Genomic DNA, 21,119 nt, shown 5'->3' on the forward strand with positions numbered 1-21,119 from the left:
TGCCCGTCCCGTGATCGGGGATGACCGATTCGTCGCCGAATCGGACGTCTACGGGCGCAAGACGCCTGCCAGGGCGGGGCGTTGGACTCCGGCCGGCCGACGAGTTCCCTGTACGGCTCCGTGAGGTACGGCTCCGCGGGGTACGGCTCCGCGAGGCCGCGGATACACCGAACCCCCCCACCGTGCGGCCGACCCGGTTGCCCGAAAACGTCGGCATGAATTCAGCCATCCGCCGGATGGAGACGGTGATATGGGCTGATGGGGGCCGTAATCGACGATTCGGCCAGGCGTGATGGGCGTACATGGATTGGCGCACATCGATTGGCGCACCTGGAATTGTGAGAAATTTTCTTGCGGGTCCCGTCATTCCTGGTATAGACAATGAACGACGAGGTGTGGGGGCTCGTGGGGGTGGGAGATGCTGCGGATTCATTTCACGACCGAAGATCTCTTGAAAACCAGGGTGATCTCGTCGCCGGATCCCATGTGGGAACTGGTGTTGAGCGTCTTCCGATTACGCAGGCGACTTGCCGTGGCCCGGTATGAACCGTGGTATCGGCAGGTCAGGGCCGAAGCGGCCCGCAGTGATCTGTTGCAACGCATTCGGCTCATGCTGATGCCCATGATCCCGGCCTCGGGATATTTTCCGGACTTCCTCACTCCGGAAAATCGGCGGCACGGAGGGGTCGAATCGATCATTGAATCCGTGGCCGGAAGCCCCAGAAGTGTCGTGCGCGGTCAACTCGACCTCCTCGACCGCGGCCGGGGATCCGCCTGGCTGGAGCGCTTGTACGAAGCGGATCTTTCGGCCCGGGAAGATTTACGAAAACTCCTGCTGGACTATCACCGAATCGCCCTCGCCCCTCACTGGAATGCGATCCGAAACAGCGTCGAGGCGGACCGGGCCATTCGCACCCGCGCCCTTCTCGACGGCGGAGTCCACGGACTGCTGCACAGCTACCCGTCGCTGATGCGATGGGCGCCGCCCGTCCTGCACGTCCGGTACGCCGTCGATCAGACACTCCGACTGAACGGACGAGGACTGCTCCTGGCCCCGTCCCACTTCGGCCAGGGACCCGCCAACTCGCTCGCCGACCCCGCGCTGCCACCCGTCCTCGTCTACCCCGCCGGGTACGACAGGACGACGGCGCCGGTGACGGTCAGGGCTCTGGGCCGGCTCATGGGCGGCACCCGCGCCTCCATCCTGATCGCCACCGAGACCGCGACGACATCCGGGGAACTCGCCCGCCGTGTGGGGGTGTCCGCCGCCACGGTGAGTCATCATCTGTCCGCACTGCGCGCGGCGGGTCTTCTGCGCACCCTCCAGCAGGGCGAACTCATCCTGCACACCCGAACCCCCACCGGATCCGCCTTGGTCGACGCGGCCCATCCGTCGGGCACTTGAGAGCGGAAACATGGCCGGGCCGGTGACCACCTGCGCATTTCGACCGCGGTGGAAAGGGGTGTCCCTCGACCGAACACGCTGGCGAGTATGGCGGGCAGCCCGCATCCGTACCGGAAGGGATACGACACACCGTGAACAACATACGTCGCTCGGCGGCCGTCGCCGCCGTCCTGGCCGCCGGTGCCACCGCCCTCACCATCAGCCCCGCGTCAGCGGCCGACACGACCTGCTCCAGCGGCTACGCCTGCATCTACTACCACCCCAACTATCAGGGCGCCTTCTTCAAGCAGTTCCCCAACATCCCCAACTACTCCGGCTACACCTTCACGGCCAGCGCCAACGGCAGTGACGGCGCCGGCCAGGGCGTCCGCAACAACGCCGCCTCGGTGGACAACTGGGACTTCAACAACGCCTTCACCGTGTACTTCCACGTCAACTACACCGGAGCGAGCCAGCGCTTCGCCGCGGGTGGCGGCGGCAACTTCAACTCCACGCTGCGCAACGAGAACGCATCGGGGAAGTTCGGCTGATCCGCCGGGACCTCCCGACCGACCGAGGTCCCGCACCGCAGCCTTGCGCAGGGGTGCCCCGCTCCGAACACACCGGGCGGGGCATCCCCCGCGCCCCGGCCGCACGCTCGGCCGTCCTTGCGTACCCACCCACCGCATCGAGGACACACCGGCTCATGAACTCGTCCCCTGTCCGCGGCCACCCGAAGGCCGCCGTCGTCCTGGCGACGGCCGCCGTGCTGATGGCCGGGGGCTGCTCCTCGTCCTCGCCGTCGTCCCCCGGGCCCGCCCGGCCGAAGGGCGCGGCCGTCGCGATGCCGGAGGTCTCTTCCGTGCCGCGGCTGATCACGGCAGCCGACCGGACGCTGCCGATCGCCCCCTACCTCCTGAGCGACGAGCAGTCGGACGAACTGACCGCGGCCCAGGCCAAGCTGACCGAGGCATGCATGGCACGGTTCGGGCTGCGCTACACGTCTCCCGCCCCGGCCCCGGTGTTCCGGCCGAGGACCCCCACCCAGTTCCGGTACGGCGTGACCGACCCCGGGGCGGCGGCGACCGACGGATTCGCTCCGGCCGGCAGCAGAACCGCCCCGGCGACCACCGAACCCGCCCCGTTGTCCGCGGAGACGACGCTCGTACTGACCGGGACGAACGACCCGCACGTCAAACCCGGCTCCACCGAGGCGGGCGGCCAGGTCCACAAGGGCCGGAGGATTCCGGTCGGCGGATGTGTCGGTGAGGCCCGGGCCCGACTGCGATCCGAAGGGCCGGAAGCCGGCGGTGACGCGAAGCTCTCCGACGACATCAACATCGAGAGCTTCGAGGCCTCGCGGCAGCATCCGCTGGTCAAAGCCGTGTTCGCCCAGTGGTCCCGGTGCATGGAAGGCCGCGGCTTCTCCTACCCGGACCCGCTCGCGGCCACCAGCGACCCGGCCTGGCGTACGAGGACCGCGTCGGTGAAGGAGAAGGCGGCGGCCCGCGCCGACGCGGACTGCAAGAAGCGGAACAACGTCGTCGGCGTCTGGTACGCCGTCGACGCCGCCCTGCAACGGCAGGCGATCGAGAAGAACAGCGTGGCTCTGGCCAAGATCAAGAAGGCGATCGGCACCCGGGTGAGGCTCGCGTCCGCCGTACTCGCGGAATGACGGGCCGACCCGCCGGGCCGGGGGCAGCACTGACGGCTTCCCAGCCGGGGCAGCGATAACGGCTTCCCAGCCGGGGCAGCGATAACGGCTTCCCAGCCGGGAGGCAGCGATAACGGCTTCCCGGCCGGGGCGGGTACGCCCCTCCGGCCTGGACAGGGCTCAGGCCACGCCCGTCCGGCCTCGGCGGCGTTCGGGTCACGCCCTTCCGGCTTCGGCCGGGTTCAGGTCACGCCCCTCCGGCCTCAGCCGGGATCAGGCCATCACCGCCGCGCGGACGCACAGGACGTCCGGGAGGTGCGAGGCGAGCTGTCGCCAACTGTCGCCGTCGTCCGCGGACGCGTACACCTCGCCGTTGCGGTTGCCGAAGTACACGCCCGCGGGGTCCGCGCCGTCCGTGCACAGCGCGTCCCGCAGCACCGTGCCGTAGTGGTCCTCGGAGGGCAGGCCCGCCGTCAGCGGTTCCCAGGTCGTGCCCGCGTCGTCCGTACGGAAGACCCGGCAGCGCCGGTCGGCCGGGACACGGTCGGCGTCGGCGTTGATCGGGAAGACGTAGGCCGTGTCCCCGCGGTGCGGGTGGGCCGCCACCGCGAAGCCGAACGTCGACGGCAGGTCCGCGCCGATGTCGGTCCACTGCCCGGCCCCGTCGTCACTGCGGTACACCCCCCAGTGGTTCTGGAGGTAGAGCCGGTCCGGGTTCACCGCGTCACGCGCCACCTTGTGCACGCACTGCCCGAACTCCGGGTTCGGATCGGGCAGGAACACGGCGGAGACACCGGAGTTGGCGGGTTCCCAGTTCGCGCCGCCGTCGCCGGTGCGGAACACTCCGGCCGTGGACACGGCCACCGTCACGGCCCGCGCGTCGCGCTCGTCGGTGAGGATGGTGTGCAGCCCCTCGCCGCCACCGCCGGGGACCCACTTCGAGCGGGTGGGGTGCTCCCACAGGGGGCGGACGAGTTCGAAGGACTCGCCCCGGTCCTCCGAGCGGTACAGCGCGGCCGGTTCCGTGCCCGCGTACACCACGTCCGGTTCGGCGGCCGCCGGGTGCAACTGCCACACCCGCTCCAGCGAGGCGCCCGTCTCCTTGGGGAACTTGACCGCGGGCTGCGCGGGTTCGGTCCACGTACGGCCCAGGTCGTCGGAGTGGAACACGGACGGACCCCAGTGCGCGCTGTCCCCGCCGACCAGCAGCCGGGGATTGTCGCCCCGGGAGTCGATCGCGACCGAGTACACGGCTTGCGCGTTGAAGTACGGACTCTCGTCGAACTCCCAGGCGCCGCCGCGCCGTCGCCCGATGAAGAGGCCCTTGCGGGTGCCTACCGTGAGCAGTACGTCGGCCATGACCGGCCACCTCCGCGACGTCGTTGTCTGCGCTACGGGCCAGTCTGCACCCCGGCACCGACAGTCACCTTCCGGTGTGACGTCTGCGCAGGTCGGACGGGGTGTGTCGGCACCTTCCGGCTCCGGTGCCGGGGCTCCGGTCCGGCAGGTCGGGCGAGCCGGTGGGCGCGAGGTGTGAGCATCGCGTGGAGCACGCGCGTAAGGGAAGGAGATGTGGCGTGTCCGTGCGGTCGTGAGGAGGAGGCCCTTGATGGCGGCGTTCCGTGGTCCGGGGGTCTGGCTGTGGCGGTGGCGGAGGAACCCGCTGCGGCGGCGAAGCGATGTCCTGGAAGCCTGGATCATGCTCGCGGCCTGGGTCTTCACGGTGCTCGGCGGTGCGGTGGCGGGCCTGGCGACCGTCGGCGCCGTGGAGAACAGTCTCGCGAGGGAGCGTGCGGAGTCGCGCACCGTCCCCGCCCAGTTGATCGAGGACGCGCGGGAAGCGAGCGGGCCGGCCGGCCGCGTCGTGTGGACGAGGGTCCGCTGGACGGCGCCGGACGGCACCGTCCGTTCCGGTCAGGTGCGGGTCGCCGCGGGCACCCTGGCGGACACCCCGGTGCTGGTGTGGACCGACCCCGACGGGCGTCTCGTCGACCGGCCCACCACCGTCCCCGTGGCCCGGCTGCGGGCCTGGCTGATCGGCGTCTTCGCCGGCGCCGGGGTGGCGGGCATCCCCCTCGCCGTCGGCAGCTTCCTCCGCGGCCGCCTGGAACGCCGTCGCGTGGACCGCTGGGACGAGGACTGGGCCCGGATCGGCCCGCTCTGGGGCCGGATGACGAGCTGAGCCGAGAGGATCCCAGCCCTGAGCGGCGGGAGCCGGCAGGGTCCCAGCACCTGGCGCGGGAGCCGGCAGGGTCCCAGCGCCTGAGCGGCGAACGGCGCCCGTGCCTCCGCCATGTCACCCGCCACGCCCCGCGTCGCCCAGCCGCCCACCGCCACGCCCCGCGTCGCTCACCGCCACGCCCCGCGTCGCTCACCGCCACGCCCCGCGTCGCCCAGCCGCTCACCGCCACGGCCTCGCGCCCTGCTGCTGCGGCCGCCGGCCCCCGCCGCTGCGGTCCCTCACCCCACTGATGCACTGATTGCCGCCGCTCGATCCGCCGTTGCGGCCCCTCACCCCACCGCTACGCCCGCTCGCGGGCGGCTTCGGGTCGTCCCTACGCGATCTCCAGGACCCTCCGGCAGTCCCTCAGGAGCGTCTCGTCGTCGAGGACGTCGTGGCTGCCGTGGCCGCCGGACCGGGCGCGGTGACGGCGGGGAGAGGCAAGCTCCGCTCGGACCAGGTCGTGGACGGGCGCGCCCGCGTCGCCCATCCGGACGAGGCACGCGGTGACGGTGCCCCGGGTGTACGGGTTCCGCCAGGCCTCGCGGAACACCGGCAGGACAGGGTCCGGATCTCCGGCGATCTCCCACAGGGCACAGGCGGCGGCCGTCCGCTCCCACACCTCGGCGGAGTCCGTCAGGCGTCGCAGCCCGGGGAGCGCGGGCGCGGCCGCCGCCCCCGACCGGCCGAGCGCATCGGCCGCCGCCCGGCGACTTCCGGCGTCCCGCTCCGGTGCCAGCGCCCCGAGGAGAACGGGAAGGACCGCCTCGACGTCCCCCTCCACCTCCCGGAGCGCGTCGGCCGCCGCCACGGCGTTCTCACCGGTCTCATCCGTCAGCAGTTCCCGCAGCGTCGGTACGGCCTCACGCGCCCGGGGACCGAACGCGGCGACTGTCCTGGCCAGCGCCTTCACCAGGGCGTTCCGGAGCCGCAGATCCCCTGGTGTGCCGTGCAGCAGTCGCAGCACCTCGGGCAGGGCCGCGGCGTACCGCAGCGTGCCGAGCGCGGACAGCAGCGGAGCGGCACGGTCGTACGTCTTTGGAGAGTCGAGCGGAACCTCGGCCAGCCGCTCGCGCAGTAGGGGAGCCAGCGGTGCCGCGGCCGGTCCCAGGAAGCCGATCGCGTACCCGGTCTCGTTCGGCACGGCCGGGCCCCGCAGCACCTCGGCGAGGGCGGGTATCGCCCGTACGTCTCCGCACCGGGCGAGGGCTTTGAGGGGGCGGTACAACGTCGCCGTACCCCGCCCCCGGGAGCCGGTGCCGGCCTCCACGAGGTCGGCGAGCCGGTCCGCCGCCGGAACCGCCAGCGTGAACAGGAACTCCAGGACGGACACGGCGGCGCAGCGCAACCGCTCCTCGTCCGAGCCGAGTTGCTCACCTATCAGCGCGACCGGCTCCTCGTACGCGCCCCGCCATTCGCGGAACAGCCCCGCCGACATCCAGACGGCGTTGCACCGGTCGGCGGTGTTCGGGCAGCTCAACTGTCCCTTGAGCAGGGCGATCCGGTCCGTGGTGCGGGCGCCCAGCGCCTTGTGGAGCGTCCGGAGCAACTGCGCTCCCTCCTCGTCCGCCGGGCGCATCCGGCGCAGACTGCCGATGAGGGTGTCGGACGAGGTCCGGACGGGCTCTCTGGACGGCCGGATCCGCTGTGACCGGGTGTGGAGCAGCGCGACGACCGTCGGCACGAGGTCGGCGGGCAGCCGGTCGAGGGCGCACGAGGCGAGCTGACCGAGCGCCGCGAGCCGCAGCCCGGGGTCGTGCGGCGGGCCGCACAGCGACACCAGACAGTCCACCGCCGGGGCCGAGGAACCGCCGTGGAGCCGGGCGAAGAGGCCGAGACCCTCGACCAGTGCCAGCCGGACGCCGTCCTCCTGTTCGTCCCGCAAGCGGTCGCTCAACAGGGCCAGGACGCGCGGAGGTTCGCCGTGGAAGCGTACGAGCGCCGTCGGCGCGGCACGGCGCACCTCCGGGTCGCCGTCCGTGACGAGGTCCAGGAAGACCGCGGAACCCGCCCGGACCGCCGCGTGCGCCATCGCGTGGTTGTCGTCCTCGGGGACCTCCGCGTCCCGGTCGTCGCCGTCCTCGTCCGCGCCGTCCTCAGCGTCCCCGGAGGTGTCCCCGAAGGTGTCCGCGTCGTCCGAACCGCCGATGCTGGTGAGCAGTTCCACGATTCCGCCCCGGTCGGGAAGTCCGGCGCGGGCGGCGAGTGCGAAGAGGAAGGGGATCGACGCGAGCGTCGAGTCGTACACGTCGCCCTGGTGGTGCACGGCTCCGTACATCCCGTCGAGCGCGGTCTCCCGCTCCCGGGGGAGCGGTGAGGCGAGTCCCCGCAGCAGCTCCGGCACGTCCGCGGCGCTTCCGTACGCATGCTGCATCGAGGCCCAGTCGACCTCGTCGATCCCCCTGAACACGTGTCCTCCCCATGCGTACGGCCATTGATCGTGAGTGTGCACCACGGCACTGACAGTGACGCTCGTGAACCCTCCCGTCGATGGCGTCGGTCCAGCCAACTACGGGGCGAACGGCTGTTTTCCGACGGTCGGGCGGAGCTGCCGCCGTCGTAGAGGGACGCCTGGCCGGGGGAGAGGGGTGGGTGGAGACACCGCGGCCGGACACCTCCTGGGTGCCCGGCCGTGTGTGGACGGATCGAGGCCGCGGTCCGCGGCGTGGCGCTACTCGCCCGAGGCGGACGCCCCGGGACTTCCGGACCCGGCCGAGGTCCCCGAGGTCGCGGCGGGTGCAGCGAGGGGCGGTTCCTGGGATCGCCGGTCCGGGTGGGCCGGGCGCCGGGAGGCGAACCGGGGCAGGGCCGGCGGGGCGAGGAAACCCTCGGCGCGCGCCGCGGCGATACCGATACGGGGAAGGTCCGCGCTCTTCTCGAAGAGGAGGTACCGAGGCTCCCAGACGGGCCGGTACTTGGCGTTGGCCCGGTAGAGGGATTCGAGCTGCCACCAGCGCGAGAGGAACGTCAGCACCGAACACCACAGCCGCAGTACGGGTCCCGCGCCCAGCCGGGTGCCGCGTTCGAAGACGGACCGGAACATCGCGAAGTTCAGGGAGATCCGCTCGACACCGAACTCCTCGGCGTGCTGGAGCAGTTCGATCACCATGAACTCCATGAGGCCGTTGTCGGAGTTCCGGTCGCGGCGCATCAGGTCGAGGGACAGGCCCCGCTCACCCCACGGCACGAAGCTCAGCACGGCCCGGGGTTCGCCTTCGCTGTCGTGGCACTCCAGCATCACGCAGCGTCCGTCGGCGGGGTCTCCCAGCCGGCCGAGCGCCATGGAGAAGCCGCGTTCGGTGGCTCCGTCGCGCCATTGGTCCGCCTTGTCGGTCAACGCGGCCATCTCGGCCTCGGGGATGTCCTCGTGCCGACGGACGCGGACCGTGTAACCGGCGCGCCGGATGCGCTTGTGCGCCTGCCGGACGCCGCGCATGGCGCGTCCCTCCAGGGTGAAGTCGGACCGGTCCACGATGGCTTCGTCGCCGAGCTCCAGGGCGTCCAGGCCGTGCCGGGCGTACACGGTCCCGGCCTCCTCGCCGGCCCCCATCACCGCGGGCGTCCACGCGTGCCGACGCGCCTCCCGCAGCCACGCCTCGATCGCGCCGGGCCAGGCCTCCGGGTCGCCGATCGGGTCGCCGGACGCGAGGGTCACCCCGCCGCGGACGCCGTACGCGATCGCCGCCTTGCCGCTCGGGGACCAGATGACCGCCTTGTCGCGGCGCAGCGCGAAATAGCCGAGCGAGTCGCGTTCCCCGTGTCGGGCCAGCAGGGCCCGCAGCCGGGTCTCGTCGTCCTCGCCGAGAAGTTCGAGACCACGCGGGGAACGGAAGCACGCGTAGAGCACCAGCAGGAACGTGGCGGCCACCAGGGCGTTGACCAGGATGTCGACCCAGCGGGGCGCGACGACGCTGTCGAACCGGTCGGCGAGCGGGCCGACACTGATTCCGCGCAGCAGGGTGTACGCGATCCGGTCGCTCAGCGGTGTGCCCGACACCCGGTTGGTGGCGCTGACGAGCAGGGTGCCGAGCGTGGCGCTGACGAGCAGGCCGCCCGCGCCGACGGCCAGCGCGAGTCGGGGATTCGAGCGGTCCCCGACGGCGTGGAACTCCTTGCGCCCCAGCAGGAGGGCGACGACGAAGAGCGCGGTGAGGAGCAGCGAGATCCAGTTGAAGACGTGCCGTTGGTAGCGGTCCTGGGTCAGGGCCACGCCGTAGAGCACCAGGAGCGGCCCGGCGAGCAGCAGGTTGAAGATCCAGGCGGCTCGTTTGCGGCGCCGCATCACGAGTGCGAGGAACAGGGCCAGCGCCGCCGAGATCAGCCCGGCGGTGGCCAGATAGGGAGTGAAGAACTCGCCTCCGTTGTGCTCGTGCACCTCTTCGCGGAAGGGCAGCGAGGACACGGCGACGACGTTGAGGACGGCGAGCAGCCGCAGGTACCAGACCGTGAACGCGGCGGCTCTGGGCCGGATTCCGTCGCCCGCTCGTCCGGACGGAGCCTCACGGCGCGGGCTCGCGTTCCGCTGTTCCGGGATGAGCGCTGACTGTTGTACGGACACCGTGGAACATCACCTTGGGGAGAGAGCGGGAGAACCGGTGGGGACTGAGGCCGGAACACTACATCTTGTAGGGAAGAGTGAGGTTATGGCCAGCCAGAGACGGAGTGAAGAGGTAAGGAGGAGTTGAGAATGCGAAGCGGGCGCTCCACGCGTGCCTGATGGCTCCGCCTCGCGTCTGTCAGCGGCTTCCGTGCCGCCCCTGCTCCGCTCGGGCAAGGTCGCGTGAGCCCGGCGCGCCCGGGGTCCCGCCGTGGGCGTCGAACCGTATCGCTGGCCGCGGCTCGGCCCGGCGCCGGCCGAGCCGGATGTCTCAAGCGGGCGTGCCCCTCGCGGATCGCGGAGGCCTCGCTCAGCGGCGGCTGAGCCCGAGGGTCGGCCCCACAGCAGTGGTGGGGGCCTCGATGGTGGGGCGTCGCGCCTCGGCGGCAAGGGCCCCAGCGGTGGACGTCGCACCTCAGCGGCAGAGGTCCTCGACGGGGTGGAGGTTCCCAGCTGTGGGGGCCTCGGCGCACGGGGCCTCAGGCGGCGAGGCCCTCGCTGGAGGGCGGTGGGGCTTCGTGCCTGAGCGGCGGGGTTCCTCGGCGGCGATTGGGGGTGGCCCTCAGTGGCGGAGTTCCTCGGCGGCGGCGATTGGGGGCCCTCAGCGGCGGGGTTCCTCGGCGCCGCGGATTGGGGGTGGCCTCAGCGGTGCGGTGTCGCGCCCCGCTCGCGGTCCGCGCGTGTGGTCGCCCACCACAGGAGGTCTCCGAGCGCGGCACCTGCCGCCACCAGGGCCGTGATCACTCCGGCCATGGTCAGCCCGTCGCCGAGGTGCGGGCGCCCGTGCAGGGCGTGCAGATCGAAGCCGCACAGGTGGTACACGCCCAGCGCGGCGATCCCGAGGCTCGGCAGGAGCAGTGCCAGCACGGACGCCGGTCCGCGTGCCACCCGCCCGGTGTCATGCTCCTTCACGGGCTCCCCCTGACGTACGTCGCTCGCTCACCGCCGGGACCCTACAGCACGTAGGGTCTCCGTGTCCTGGCCGTGCATCGGCGGTGTCGTGGCGGCTACCCCGGACGACGGCCCCCATGCGGGGCAGGGGCGTCCGCGGTGCGTGATCCGGATCACGCGGCGTGTCACCCGTCCGGCGCCCACGGCGGGCGCCGGGCGGACCGGCGGAGTCGGGGCCCGGCTCTCCGGCAGGGTGGTGGTGCGGCGGGTCGACCACCCGTAGCGGGCCCCGTTCGGTCGCCTCCGCGGCCGGACGGCGCCTACACCGACCGGTGGTACTGGTCCGGCACGCGCACCTCGGCCCCGAGTTCACGTGCGGCGAGCCGGGCGAAGGACGGGTTGCGCAGCAACTCCCTTCCCAGCAGCACCGCGTCGGCCTCGCCGTTGGCGACGATCTTCTCGGCCTGCTCGGCCTCCGTGATGAGACCGACGGCGGCGACGGCCATCGGGGTCTCCTTCTTCACCCGTGCGGCGAACGGGACCTGATAGCCGGGCCCGACGGGAATGCGTACACCGGAGGCGTTCCCGCCCGTGGAGACGTCGAGCAGGTCCACGCCGTGTTCGTGCAGCTCGGCGGCGAAGCGGACGGTGTCGTCGGCGCTCCAGCCCGCGTCCTCCAGCCAGTCGGTCGCGGAGATACGGAAGAAGAGCGGCTTGTCCTGCGGCCAGACCTCTCGCACGGCGTCGACGACTTCGAGGGCGAACCGGGTGCGGTTCTCGTACGAGCCGCCGTACGCGTCGGTGCGGTGGTTGGAGTGGGGCGAGAGGAACTCGTTGATGAGGTAGCCGTGGGCTCCGTGGATCTCGACGATCTCGAAGCCGGCCTCCAGGGCGCGGCGAGCCGCGTCGGCGAACTGACCCACGATCTCGCGGATTCCGTCGACCGTCAGCTCGTCCGGGACCGGGTGCTTCTCGTCGAACGCGAGCGCGCTCGGGGCGACCGCCTGCCAGCCGTGCGCGTCCGGGCCGACCGGGGCGCCGCCCTTCCAGGGGCGCTCGGTCGAGGACTTGCGCCCGCCGTGGCCGAGCTGCACGGCCGGCACCGTGCCCTGCGCGGACAGGAAGCGCGTGATGCGGCGGAAGGCCTCGACCTGGGTGTCGTTCCAGATGCCCAGGTCGTACGGGGAGATCCGGCCCTCGGGCGAGACGGCGGTCGCCTCGACGATGACCAGGCCCGCCCCTCCCGTGGCGCGAGCGGCGTAGTGGGCGAAGTGCCAGTCGTGCGGAGCGCCCGCCGAGGGGCCGTCCGGCGCGGCCGAGTACTGGCACATCGGGGGCATCCACACCCGGTTGGGGATGGTGACTTCGCGCAGGACGCAGGGCTCGAAGAGAGCGCTCACGACCGACTCCATTCGTGGCGGGACCGATGTATGCGTCGTACGATAAACCTCGTAGTACGGCGAGTGTCAAACTACGACGAGTCTCGTACAATGCCGGAGTGCGGCGGAGTCGGGTGAAGCCCGCCGGACGATGCCGAAGACGAGGGGGCGAAGACCGAGGCCCCCGGACGAAGTGGAGCCGCCGTGACGCCCGCCGCACGTGGCCGTGATCTGCCGCACCCCGCGCGCGAGGAGATCCGGCTGGAATCGGTCCTGCACGCGCTGTCCGACCCGATGCGGCTGCGGATCGTCCGTGAACTCGCCGTCGAGGGCCGTGAACTCTCCTGCTCGGACTTCCTCCTGCCGGTCACGAAGTCCACGACGACGCACCACTTCCGGGTGCTCCGCGAGAGCGGGGTCGTCCGCCAGGTGTACCGCGGTACGGCGAAGCTCAACGGCCTGCGTACGGACGACCTCGAAGTGCTCTTCCCCGGACTCCTCGACCGTGTCCTGGAGGCCGCCACCCGGCAGGCCGCGCGCCCGGAGCGGTGACCCTCGCGGAGCCCGCTTCGGACACCTCGCGGCACCGCCGCCGATGGTTCACCGCAGCGCCGGCGGACCCCTCACGGAGCCGCTTCCGAGGCCTCCGGGTTCCGGGCAAAAAGAAAGGGCAAAGGGGAAAGCCATCCCTTGCCACTCTCAACTTATAGCGCACCGGGGGGCTTGCGGCAAGGCCCCCGTCGTCCCGCAGAATCACTGGCCGAAGCCAGGACCTGCGGAAAGTTGACATGAGCCCTCTGACCACCAGCGCGTTCCGCCTCCCCGGCCGGCTCTCCGCCAAGGCGGACCCGGCACTGATCGCCGCGGACGAGCGGCACTTCGCGGCCGTCGCGGAGAGCCTCGACCGCGCGATCGCCGAACTGTCCGACCGGCTCGACGCCGAACGCAGGGCGCCCGGCGGCCTCGGCCGCGAGGCGATGGAGCGAGACCTGGAGATCCACCGGCTGACCGGGCGGCTCCGCGCACTGCGCCGCTTCGGACTCGACCTGTGCCTCGGACACGTCGTCCCGGCGGACGGCTCCGGACCCCTGTACATCGGGCGCCTCGGCCTCACCGACAGCGAGGGCCGCCGACTGCTGACCGACTGGCGCTCTCCCGCCGCCGAGCCGTTCTTCGCCGCGACCCACGCCCGCCCGATGGGTCTGACGAGCCGCCGCAGATACCGCTGGACCGACGGCCGCATCAGCGACTACTGGGACGAGGTGTTCACCGCCGAGGGACTCGAGCGGCACGCGGCGCTCGACGACCAGTCCGCCTTCATCGCCGGTCTGGGCGGCAGCCGTTCGGCGCGGATGCGGGACGTGCTCGCCACCATCCAGGCCGACCAGGACGCCGTCATCCGGGCGGGATCCCGAGGCGCCCTCGTCGTCGACGGCGGTCCCGGCACCGGCAAGACGGTCGTCGCCCTGCACCGCTCCGCCTACCTCCTCTACTCCGACCCCCGGCTCGGACACCGACGCGGCGGCGTGCTGTTCGTCGGTCCGCACCAGCCCTACCTCTCCTACGTCGCCGACGTCCTGCCCAGCCTCGGAGAAGAGGGCGTGCAGATCTGTACCCTGCGCGACCTCGTCGCCGAGGGAACCGGAGCGGCGGCCGAGCGCGACCCGCACGTGGCCCGTCTGAAGTCGACCGCGGACATGGTGCGGGCGATCGAGACGGCCGTCAGGTTCTACGAGGACCCGCCCGCCCGGGAGATGACGGTCACGACCCCGTGGGCCGAGGTCCCGCTGAGCGCCGACGACTGGGCCGAGGCGTTCGAGGCGGCGGAGCCGGGCACGCCGCACAACGAGGCACGCGACCAGATCTGGGAGGCGCTGGTCGCGATCCTGACGGACAAGCACGACGACGACGTCCCGCCCGAACTGCTGCGCAGAGCGCTGCTGCACGACCAGGAGCTCGTCGGGACCCTCGACCGCGCGTGGCCGCTGCTCGACGCGGCCGACGTCGTGGGCGACCTGTGGTCCGTACCCGCCTACCTGCGGCTGTGCGCTCCCTGGCTCGGACCCGACGACGTCCGCGGACTGCAGCGCCCGGACCCGCGGGCCTGGACGGTCTCCGACCTGCCCGTCCTGGACGCGGCGCGGCAGCGGCTCGGCGACCCGGAGACCTCGCTGCGAAGGCGCCGCCACGAGGCGTCCGTCGCGGCCGAACGCGAGCGCATGGCCGGCGTCATCGACAACGTGCTGGCGGCCGACGACGACGGCGAGGGCGCGGTGACGATGCTGCGCGGCCGGGATCTGCAGGACACCCTGATCGACGAGAGCGGACTGCCCGCGGACCGACCGGACCTGCTCGCGGGGCCGTTCGCGCACGTCGTCGTCGACGAGGCGCAGGAACTGACCGACGCGGAATGGCAGATGCTGCTGCGGCGCTGCCCGTCCCGGAGCTTCACCGTCGTCGGGGACCGCGCACAGGCCAGACACGGTTTCGCCGAGTCCTGGGAGGAACGGCTCGGGCGGGTCGGATTCGACCGGATCGACGTGGCCTCGCTGACCATCAACTACCGGACGCCGCAAGAGGTCATGGTGGAGGCCGAGGCGGTCGTCCGGACCGCGCTGCCGGACGCCAACGTGCCGACCTCCGTGCGCAGTTCCGGCGTCCCCGTCGCCCACGGTTCGGTCGCGGACCTGGAGTCGGTGCTCGACACCTGGCTTCGCGACCACGCCGAGGGCATCGCCTGCGTGATCGGCGATCCGACGTTCCGGGCGACCTCCCGGATCCGTTCACTGACACCGGAGTTGTCGAAGGGCCTCGAATTCGACCTGGTCGTCCTCGTCGACCCGGAGAACTTCGGAGAAGGCGTGGAAGGAACGGTCGACCGCTATGTCGCGATGACCCGGGCGACCCAGCGACTCGTCATCCTCACGAGCCCCTGACACGCTGAACCCCCTGACACGCAGAACCCCCAGACACGCTGAACCCCCCCTGACGCCGCCGGAGGTCGAGGCCGACGGCGGGCGGTCCAGGCAGGAACGAACCGGCCGAAGGCCGCACGGGCGGGGTGTCCGCCCGTGCGGCCTTCGGCCCCGGCCCGTGGCTCGTGGGGACCGCTCACCGTGGGCCGCCGGCAGCCGGCGCCATGGTCAGGACGTGGCGGCCCGTGCCGCCGTCCACAGCGCCTCCCAGTCGGGCAGCTTGACCACCTCGCGGCCCAGGCCGGCCCCCAGCTCCGCCTCGGCCCGCTCGATCGCCTGCCATCCGACCCATTCCACCGGCCGTATCCCCTCGGCCCGCAGTGCGTCGAGGGGATCACCGGCCACCTCTCGCCGTACGAGACCGGGGGCGTCCTCCAGCAGGGAGGCCACCGTCTCCTTGGCGCACGGGCGATTGGTCCCGATGACCCCGGTCGGACCTCGCTTGATCCAGCCCGCCACATACTCACCCGGCGAGACCGCGCCGTCCCGCAGGACCCGTCCCGCCCGTTGCGGCACCGTTCCGAGACCGGAGTCGAACGGCATCCCCTCCAGCGGCACCCCGCGATAGCCCACCGAGCGCAGCACCAACTGGGCCTCGATCTCCTCGAACCGCCCCGTCCCCGTCACCCCGCCCGCCCCGTCCGGAACCGTCCGCTCGAACCGCACCGCGCCCACCCGGCCCCCGTCGGCGAGGAGTTCGACGGGCCGCAGGAAGAAGCGCGGGCGGATCAGCCGCGGCCGGCCCCGTGGCGCGGCGGCCGCCCAGCCCCGGAGGACCTCCACGTTGCGCCGCTGGGCCGCGGGCAGCCCGGACGGATCGAGGTAGGCCGGATCGAGTGCCAGCTCCGCCTCGTCCACGCTGATGTCGGCCCCCGGAAGGCCGCCCAGCTCGCGCAGTTCCTTCGTGGTGAAGCGGGCCTGCGACGGCCCGCGCCGCCCGACCATGCTGATCTCGGTGACCTCGCTGGCCGCCAGCGCGCCGAGCGCCGCCTGCGGGATGTCGGTGGGGCTCAGCTCGGGCTCCGTGCGGGCCAGGATGCGGGTCACGTCGACCGCCACGTTCCCGACGCCGATGACGACGGCCGAGCGCGCCCCGGCCACGAAGTCACCGGCCACGGCGTCGGGGTGCGCGCTGTACCAGGAGACGAACTCGGTCGCCGACCAACTGCCGGGCAGGTCCTCGCCGGGTACGCCGAGATGCCGGTCGGTGGCGGCGCCGACGCAGTACACGACCGCGTGGTACAGCTCCCGCAACCGCGCCACGGACACACCGCCGGGTCCCACCTCGACGCCGCCGAGGAAGCGCACCCGCTCGTCCTCCAGGACGGTCCGCAGATTGTTCTGGAGCGACTTGATCTTCTCGTGGTCGGGCGCCACGCCGTAGCGCACCAGGCCGTACGGGCAGGGCAGCCGGTCCAGGACGTCGACGCGGACGTCGGGAGGCCCGCTCCGCTGGACCAGGCCCTGTGCGCTGTAGACCCCGCTGGGTCCCGAACCGACGACGGCGACACGCAGCACGGCGGAACTCCTCACCCGAGGGATCAGGAAGATCGCTGACAGGACATCGCTGGTGCTCCCAGGATCGCACCACCGGGTGCTCCGCTGACAGGGTGCGGTGCGTGCCGATCACGCGCGTGTCCGTTCGTATGGAATGTGATGATGCGGTTACGTTCCGTATGTGCTAGACGCATCGTTTCTTAATCTGTCCGACCGCTGCCGCGCGGACGGCGACGTGTCGGTGTGGCCCGCCTGGGAAGTGCGGGAGTCCGCGTCGGGCGTCACGTCCTGGTTCAACGTCCGGCTGGCCTTCGCCGACGGTGCCAGGGTCGACCTGCTCGCGGTGCTCTCGGCGACGGCCCTGTCGATCGAGGACGTACGGGCCGAGCCGCCCCTGTCCCTGGACGACCTCGCGGTCGTCGCCGAGTGGATCGAGGAACCCCTGTCCGAGGCGTGCGGCAGCCGCCTCGGCACCGGCCCCGAACAGGAGCGGGAGAGCCAGGCGCGGCGCGCCCGGCCCACCTGGCCGCGCGGCGCCGAGGGGCGTCTGCTGGTGGCGGAGGAGTACATGGCGGCGCAGCGGGACGGAGTGGATCCGGTGCTCGCGGTCATGGACGCCACCGGGCACAGCCGCCGCAAGTCCCTCAGGCTGATCGCCGGGGCCCGCGACGCGGGGTTCCTGGCACCTCGTCACGCGCGCCGCTGACGGAGGCGGCCCGGCTCGCCGGTGGCCCATGGCGCGGGCCCGCCGACAGGCAGGGCCCACCGTCAGGCCGAACGCCCTTGAGCCGTGGGTTACGTGGACGGACCGTCCGCGGGCTCGGGCTCGGGCTTGCGCTCGGGGTCGTGCTCGGGCTCCGGATCGGTCGCGAAGAAGCGGGAGAGATCCGTCTCGCGGGGGCGGTTCGACGCCTCGGCGTCCGGCGGCGTCCCCATCTCCCAGTCCAGCCGGTAGCGCTTGAAGAGCTCGGCCCGCAGCACCGGGACCTTCATCGGGACGCCCGGCACCAGCGCCGAGTAGACCGCGCCCATGAGCAGGGCGCGCAGCATCGGGTAGTCGGCCGAGACCTGCTGCGAGCCGTACCGTGCCACGGTGTCCCCGAGCAGTTCGGAGAGCCGCACCTGTTCGGGGCACTGCACGAACCCCTCGGCCTGGAGCAGCCCGGCCATGTGCTGCCGCATCAGCACCGGCTGGTCCTGGGTGAGGCCGAGGATCGCGTCGATGGCCCGGGCCATCCGCTCCCGGCCGTCCTCGCTGCGCGGTTCGCGTTCGAGGGCCTCCTCCAGCGTGCGGTGCATCAGCCGGTGCACCGCTGACTGCAGGAGCTGGCGCTTGCCGGGGAAGTAGTACGAGACGAGCCCGCGCGCCGACCCCGCGCGATCGGCGATGTCCCCGAGCGTCGTGGCGTCGTACCCGTGCTCGCTGACGAGCTCGACCGCGGCTTGCAGCAAGCGCTCCCGGGAGCGCCGCCGCAACTCTTCATTGACCGAGGCGCTTCGCGGGGACATGCTGTAACTCCTGCGTTGACTGGCTGCCAGCCAACTATACTCAACGCGTCCGGATCGAGGCCCTTCGCGGGTCGGTTCCGGGCTGCCGCCGACCTGGGGCGACGCGGGGGATCGCCTCAGGTCGGACGCGCGGCAGCGGGCGTCGGGGGAGTGCCGTCGAGACGGCCGCCGTCCTCGCGCCGCGAAGCGTCGTTCCGCGTCCCGGACATCCCGTCGAAGGATGTGCGCCGGTTCACGGCCAGGTAGGCGCGTCGCCAGGTGGTGACCATGTACCAGCCGACCGACAGACTCAGCAGGACGTTGCCGACGAGGGTCTCCCTGTCGTCACTGCGCGCCGTGTTGACGAGAGCGGCGCCGGTGACGCAGGTGAGGAAGCCGGCGAGGAGAATCCAGAACACTGTCTTCATTGCGGACCTCGGGACTGTGTGGCGGAGGCGCCAACGTAGCCACGGATCCCGCATTGCGAAGCGTTTGGCCTTTGTTGGCCAGAACTTGACGGTGCCAGCCTGCTCGTGGCCGAAAGTCGTCGCTTCCTTGTCGGGATTCCTGAACGGGTGTTCCGGCGACGCCGAACGGCTGTCTCCGGTGCGTCAGTTCGTGTCCACCAGGTCGAGCACCGGCCGCAGTCCGTCCGGGCGGTCCGCCGCCGGCAGATGGTCGACGAAGAGCACCGCGCACCCCAGGGCGGCCGCGCCGCCGTCCGCCGTGCGGTCGTCGCCGACCATCAGGGTGTCCTCCGGGGTGATGCCGAGTTCGGCGCAGGCCGTCGCGAAGAGCCGCGGATCCGGCTTCTGGACGCCGTGCTCGTACGACAGGACGTACGTCCCGACATACGGGTCGAGCCCGTGCTCGCGGAAGACGGGCCGCAGGTCCCAGCCGATGTTGCTGACCACCCCGACGACCAGACCCCGCTCGCGCAGCGCGCCGAGCACCTCGACGGCGTCGGGATAGGGCCGCCACGCGGCGGGTCGCATCTGGCGGTCGTAGAGAGCGTCGTGCAGACCCGGATCGGGCAGTGACACCTGCCGGGAGAGGCCGGTGAACGCCGCCCGGTGCTGCTCGGCACCGCGGTCGCGGGACGCCCAGAGGTCGCGGAGGTGATCCGGCACCGGGAGCGTCGGAGGGGCTCCGCCCGCGAGCGCGCCCACCGCCTCCAGGGCGCGCGCCCTTTCGGCCAACTCCCGCTCCGGGAGCGTGTGACCGCTCTCCACGAGCACCGCGCGCAGCCACGATTCCGTGTCCTCGACGCGGAAGAGGGTCCCGGAGAAGTCGAAGAGCACACCCTTGAAGGTCATGCGGGAGATCCTTCGCGGCGCGGCCCGTGGCGGTCAAGAAGCACTCGTCCGCCGCCCCCGCGCGGGAGTCCGGATACCGCCGACCGGGCGAGTGGCTCGGTGGTACGGGCTAGCCCAGTGCTCGCAGACCCGGTACGAACGCCACGAGGACGGGGACCACCGGCACCAGCGCGGCTGCCGCCGTCAGTTGCAGCCGGCGGCCCGCCGGGAGCCGGTCCCGCGGTGTGAGGAGGCGGTCCACCCGCTGGGGGAGATGCGCGCCGGGGCTCGCCGGGCCGGGTCCGAACACGCCCCGGTCCTCGTTGAGTTCGACCAGGGCGAGAGCGATCGTGAGCCGTCCGAACCGGCGCGACGCCACGTCGTCGGCGGCGAGTTCGACCAGCCGGTGCATCTCGTCGCGGAACGCGGCGAACACGGGAACCTGCGGAAACCCGTTGGCCAGCGCGGCCGAACAGTGCAGCAGCCAGTCGTGCCGGGCCCGCGCGTGGCCCTGCTCATGGGCGAGTACGGCGTCCAGTTGGCGTCCCTTGAGGCGGCGCAACGCGGCTGTGGTGATGACCAGTCGGGGAGCGGCGCCGGGCAGGAACCAGGCGTCGGGGCGTTCCCCCTCCAGGACGACGAGACGGCCGGCGGTGCCGCCCTCCTCGCCGGGCAACAGCGGTGCCCGCACCAGGAGTTCGGACCGGTTCTGCCGACGGCGCGTCCGCGCCCGTACGATCTCGCGTGCCAGCATCGCCGCGGTCCAGGCGCCGCCGCATGCGAGGGCCACCGCCGTGGCCGCGGCCCAGGGGGCGCCCGCTCTCGGCGCATAGGCTTCGACGACCGCCGCCGGTGCGCCGCCGAAGACAGGTCCGCGCACGGCCACCCAGGCGGCTGACGCGCTCAGTGTCATCGACAGGACGCAGCACAGCAGGACGGCCGCCACCACGCATTGCCACACCCACAGGGCGACCACGGGTTCCCGGTCCGGCCAGTCTGCCCGTGCGAGCAGTCGCGGAGCGACCACGGAGGCAAGGGCGCCGAGCAGCAACAGTGCCGCGGGGACCATCATGGCCGAAGCCTATGAGCGGGGCCCGCCGCTGGATACGCCCCGCGACCCCAAGTGACGTACGCCACGGGTGCGTAGCGGACGAACGGGCCTCAGAGTGTGATCAGCATCGCCAGCATCGCGATCCCCATCGACAGGCGGCAGGCCCGGGAGAGTTCGGGGCGGTCTCCCCAGCCGACGGCACCCGCGGGCGGGCCGCTCGCGACGGGCCCCGACGCGACGGCCAGGGGCAGGAGGCGGGCGCCGGAGCGGAGTACGTAGGCGGTGAAGTACAGCAGGAGCGCCCCGGTGAGGACGGGGACGCCGGTGCCGCCGTGGGCGTGGTGGGCGGGGGCGGTGGTCATCACCGCGGCCATGTAGACCATCGCGACCGTGCCCATCAGATGGTGCAGATGGTGTCCGCCGCCGCGGGCCGTCCACAGCGCGCGCAGCGCGGCGACGCCGAAGACGGCCGTGCACACGAACCAGGCCCAGCGCGGCGGGGTCACCACGGCCGCCGGTACGGCCATCGCGGCCATGCCGAACCCCATGAGGGCCTCGCCGCCCGCGGTGCGGCGCTGTTCGTCGACCGGGCTGCGCATCCGCAGCAGGCAGTAGGCCCCGGTCGCCGCGCACAGCGCGACGAGCAGCCAGCCGGGTGAAGCCGGTCCGTGCACCGCGTACCTCCCC

The 21,119-nt window shown here is 72.2% G+C and carries 18 protein-coding genes; 7 read left to right on the forward strand and 11 right to left on the reverse strand.

Annotated elements, in window-relative coordinates:
* Positions 1 to 418: 418 nt before the first annotated feature.
* The 3 genes from ACZ4TO_RS16415 to ACZ4TO_RS16425 all read left to right on the forward strand — a co-directional run bounded on the left by ACZ4TO_RS16415 (position 419) and on the right by ACZ4TO_RS16425 (position 3,059).
* Complete coding sequence (locus ACZ4TO_RS16415) at positions 419 to 1,405, forward strand: ArsR/SmtB family transcription factor (protein WP_468024493.1); 987 nt, start codon at positions 419 to 421, stop codon at positions 1,403 to 1,405.
* A gap of 131 nt (positions 1,406 to 1,536) precedes the next feature.
* Entirely contained in the window at positions 1,537 to 1,935 is a 399-nt protein-coding gene (locus ACZ4TO_RS16420; protein WP_385039709.1) for a peptidase inhibitor family I36 protein, read from the forward strand.
* A 155-nt stretch (positions 1,936 to 2,090) separates the two neighbouring features.
* Positions 2,091 to 3,059: a hypothetical protein gene (locus ACZ4TO_RS16425; protein WP_468024494.1), complete on the forward strand. Its 969-nt coding sequence runs from the start codon at positions 2,091 to 2,093 to the stop codon at positions 3,057 to 3,059.
* A 252-nt stretch (positions 3,060 to 3,311) separates the two neighbouring features.
* Here ACZ4TO_RS16425 and ACZ4TO_RS16430 read toward each other — a convergent pair whose 3' ends face one another.
* Complete coding sequence (locus tag ACZ4TO_RS16430; protein WP_468024495.1) at positions 3,312 to 4,397, reverse strand: WD40/YVTN/BNR-like repeat-containing protein; 1,086 nt, start codon at positions 4,395 to 4,397, stop codon at positions 3,312 to 3,314.
* Between the two features lie 250 nt (positions 4,398 to 4,647).
* Between ACZ4TO_RS16430 and ACZ4TO_RS16435 the strand changes: the two genes are divergently transcribed.
* On the forward strand, positions 4,648 to 5,220 hold the full coding sequence (locus ACZ4TO_RS16435) for an Rv1733c family protein (RefSeq protein ID WP_382786792.1): 573 nt from the start codon (positions 4,648 to 4,650) through the stop codon (positions 5,218 to 5,220).
* 373 nt (positions 5,221 to 5,593) lie between these two features.
* On the opposite strand, the gene ACZ4TO_RS16440 is transcribed toward ACZ4TO_RS16435, so the two are convergent.
* From ACZ4TO_RS16440 to ACZ4TO_RS16455, 4 genes are all read right to left on the reverse strand, one after another.
* Positions 5,594 to 7,669 (reverse strand): HEAT repeat domain-containing protein, encoded by a 2,076-nt coding sequence (locus ACZ4TO_RS16440; protein WP_468024496.1) that lies wholly within the window; start codon positions 7,667 to 7,669, stop codon positions 5,594 to 5,596.
* 261 nt (positions 7,670 to 7,930) lie between these two features.
* The gene (locus ACZ4TO_RS16445) at positions 7,931 to 9,817 is read right to left on the reverse strand and encodes a phosphatidylglycerol lysyltransferase domain-containing protein (protein WP_468024497.1); all 1,887 of its coding nucleotides are present in this window, start codon (positions 9,815 to 9,817) and stop codon (positions 7,931 to 7,933) included.
* 681 nt (positions 9,818 to 10,498) lie between these two features.
* Entirely contained in the window at positions 10,499 to 10,768 is a 270-nt protein-coding gene (locus ACZ4TO_RS16450) for a hypothetical protein (protein ID WP_382786783.1), read from the reverse strand.
* A 299-nt stretch (positions 10,769 to 11,067) separates the two neighbouring features.
* Positions 11,068 to 12,147, reverse strand: coding sequence for an NADH:flavin oxidoreductase/NADH oxidase (locus ACZ4TO_RS16455; protein WP_468024498.1), 1,080 nt, complete (start codon positions 12,145 to 12,147; stop codon positions 11,068 to 11,070).
* 183 nt (positions 12,148 to 12,330) lie between these two features.
* Between ACZ4TO_RS16455 and ACZ4TO_RS16460 the strand changes: the two genes are divergently transcribed.
* Both ACZ4TO_RS16460 and helR read left to right on the forward strand, forming a co-directional pair.
* On the forward strand, positions 12,331 to 12,678 hold the full coding sequence (locus tag ACZ4TO_RS16460) for an ArsR/SmtB family transcription factor (RefSeq protein WP_382786777.1): 348 nt from the start codon (positions 12,331 to 12,333) through the stop codon (positions 12,676 to 12,678).
* A gap of 236 nt (positions 12,679 to 12,914) precedes the next feature.
* Complete coding sequence (gene helR / locus ACZ4TO_RS16465; RefSeq protein ID WP_468024499.1) at positions 12,915 to 15,062, forward strand: RNA polymerase recycling motor ATPase HelR; 2,148 nt, start codon at positions 12,915 to 12,917, stop codon at positions 15,060 to 15,062.
* A 207-nt stretch (positions 15,063 to 15,269) separates the two neighbouring features.
* Here the strand turns inward: helR and ACZ4TO_RS16470 are convergent, their stop codons facing one another.
* Positions 15,270 to 16,619, reverse strand: coding sequence for an FAD-dependent oxidoreductase (locus tag ACZ4TO_RS16470; protein ID WP_468024500.1), 1,350 nt, complete (start codon positions 16,617 to 16,619; stop codon positions 15,270 to 15,272).
* Positions 16,620 to 16,833: 214 nt separating this feature from the next.
* Between ACZ4TO_RS16470 and ACZ4TO_RS16475 the strand changes: the two genes are divergently transcribed.
* Positions 16,834 to 17,304 (forward strand): DUF6214 family protein, encoded by a 471-nt coding sequence (locus tag ACZ4TO_RS16475; RefSeq protein WP_385040492.1) that lies wholly within the window; start codon positions 16,834 to 16,836, stop codon positions 17,302 to 17,304.
* A gap of 89 nt (positions 17,305 to 17,393) precedes the next feature.
* Here ACZ4TO_RS16475 and ACZ4TO_RS16480 read toward each other — a convergent pair whose 3' ends face one another.
* From ACZ4TO_RS16480 to ACZ4TO_RS16500, 5 genes are all read right to left on the reverse strand, one after another.
* Positions 17,394 to 18,107 (reverse strand): TetR/AcrR family transcriptional regulator, encoded by a 714-nt coding sequence (locus ACZ4TO_RS16480; protein ID WP_468024501.1) that lies wholly within the window; start codon positions 18,105 to 18,107, stop codon positions 17,394 to 17,396.
* Positions 18,108 to 18,223: 116 nt separating this feature from the next.
* A complete protein-coding gene (locus ACZ4TO_RS16485; protein WP_385039682.1) occupies positions 18,224 to 18,514 on the reverse strand; it encodes a hypothetical protein in 291 nt (96 codons plus the stop codon).
* A 183-nt stretch (positions 18,515 to 18,697) separates the two neighbouring features.
* Positions 18,698 to 19,402 (reverse strand): HAD family hydrolase, encoded by a 705-nt coding sequence (locus tag ACZ4TO_RS16490; protein ID WP_468024502.1) that lies wholly within the window; start codon positions 19,400 to 19,402, stop codon positions 18,698 to 18,700.
* A 109-nt stretch (positions 19,403 to 19,511) separates the two neighbouring features.
* A complete protein-coding gene (locus ACZ4TO_RS16495) occupies positions 19,512 to 20,453 on the reverse strand; it encodes a M56 family metallopeptidase (RefSeq protein WP_468024503.1) in 942 nt (313 codons plus the stop codon).
* A gap of 89 nt (positions 20,454 to 20,542) precedes the next feature.
* Positions 20,543 to 21,106, reverse strand: a complete 564-nt coding sequence (locus ACZ4TO_RS16500; RefSeq protein WP_468024504.1) for a DUF5134 domain-containing protein — start codon at positions 21,104 to 21,106, stop codon at positions 20,543 to 20,545.
* Positions 21,107 to 21,119 lie beyond the last annotated feature (13 nt).

The sequence above is a fragment of the Streptomyces sp. NPDC028298 genome, from assembly GCF_055565895.1.

What these genes read in the sequence shown, in the direction of transcription:
- helR (WP_468024499.1), top strand. Translation starts at nt 12,915, where the DNA reads ATGAGCCCTCTGACCACCAGCGCGTTCCGCCTCCCCGGCCGGCTCTCC.
- ACZ4TO_RS16415 (WP_468024493.1), top strand. Translation starts at nt 419, where the DNA reads ATGCTGCGGATTCATTTCACGACCGAAGATCTCTTGAAAACCAGGGTG.
- ACZ4TO_RS16480 (WP_468024501.1), bottom strand. Translation starts at nt 18,107, where the DNA reads ATGTCCCCGCGAAGCGCCTCGGTCAATGAAGAGTTGCGGCGGCGCTCC.
- ACZ4TO_RS16425 (WP_468024494.1), top strand. Translation starts at nt 2,091, where the DNA reads ATGAACTCGTCCCCTGTCCGCGGCCACCCGAAGGCCGCCGTCGTCCTG.
- ACZ4TO_RS16485 (WP_385039682.1), bottom strand. Translation starts at nt 18,514, where the DNA reads ATGAAGACAGTGTTCTGGATTCTCCTCGCCGGCTTCCTCACCTGCGTC.
- ACZ4TO_RS16435 (WP_382786792.1), top strand. Translation starts at nt 4,648, where the DNA reads ATGGCGGCGTTCCGTGGTCCGGGGGTCTGGCTGTGGCGGTGGCGGAGG.
- ACZ4TO_RS16490 (WP_468024502.1), bottom strand. Translation starts at nt 19,402, where the DNA reads ATGACCTTCAAGGGTGTGCTCTTCGACTTCTCCGGGACCCTCTTCCGC.
- ACZ4TO_RS16495 (WP_468024503.1), bottom strand. Translation starts at nt 20,453, where the DNA reads ATGATGGTCCCCGCGGCACTGTTGCTGCTCGGCGCCCTTGCCTCCGTG.
- ACZ4TO_RS16430 (WP_468024495.1), bottom strand. Translation starts at nt 4,397, where the DNA reads ATGGCCGACGTACTGCTCACGGTAGGCACCCGCAAGGGCCTCTTCATC.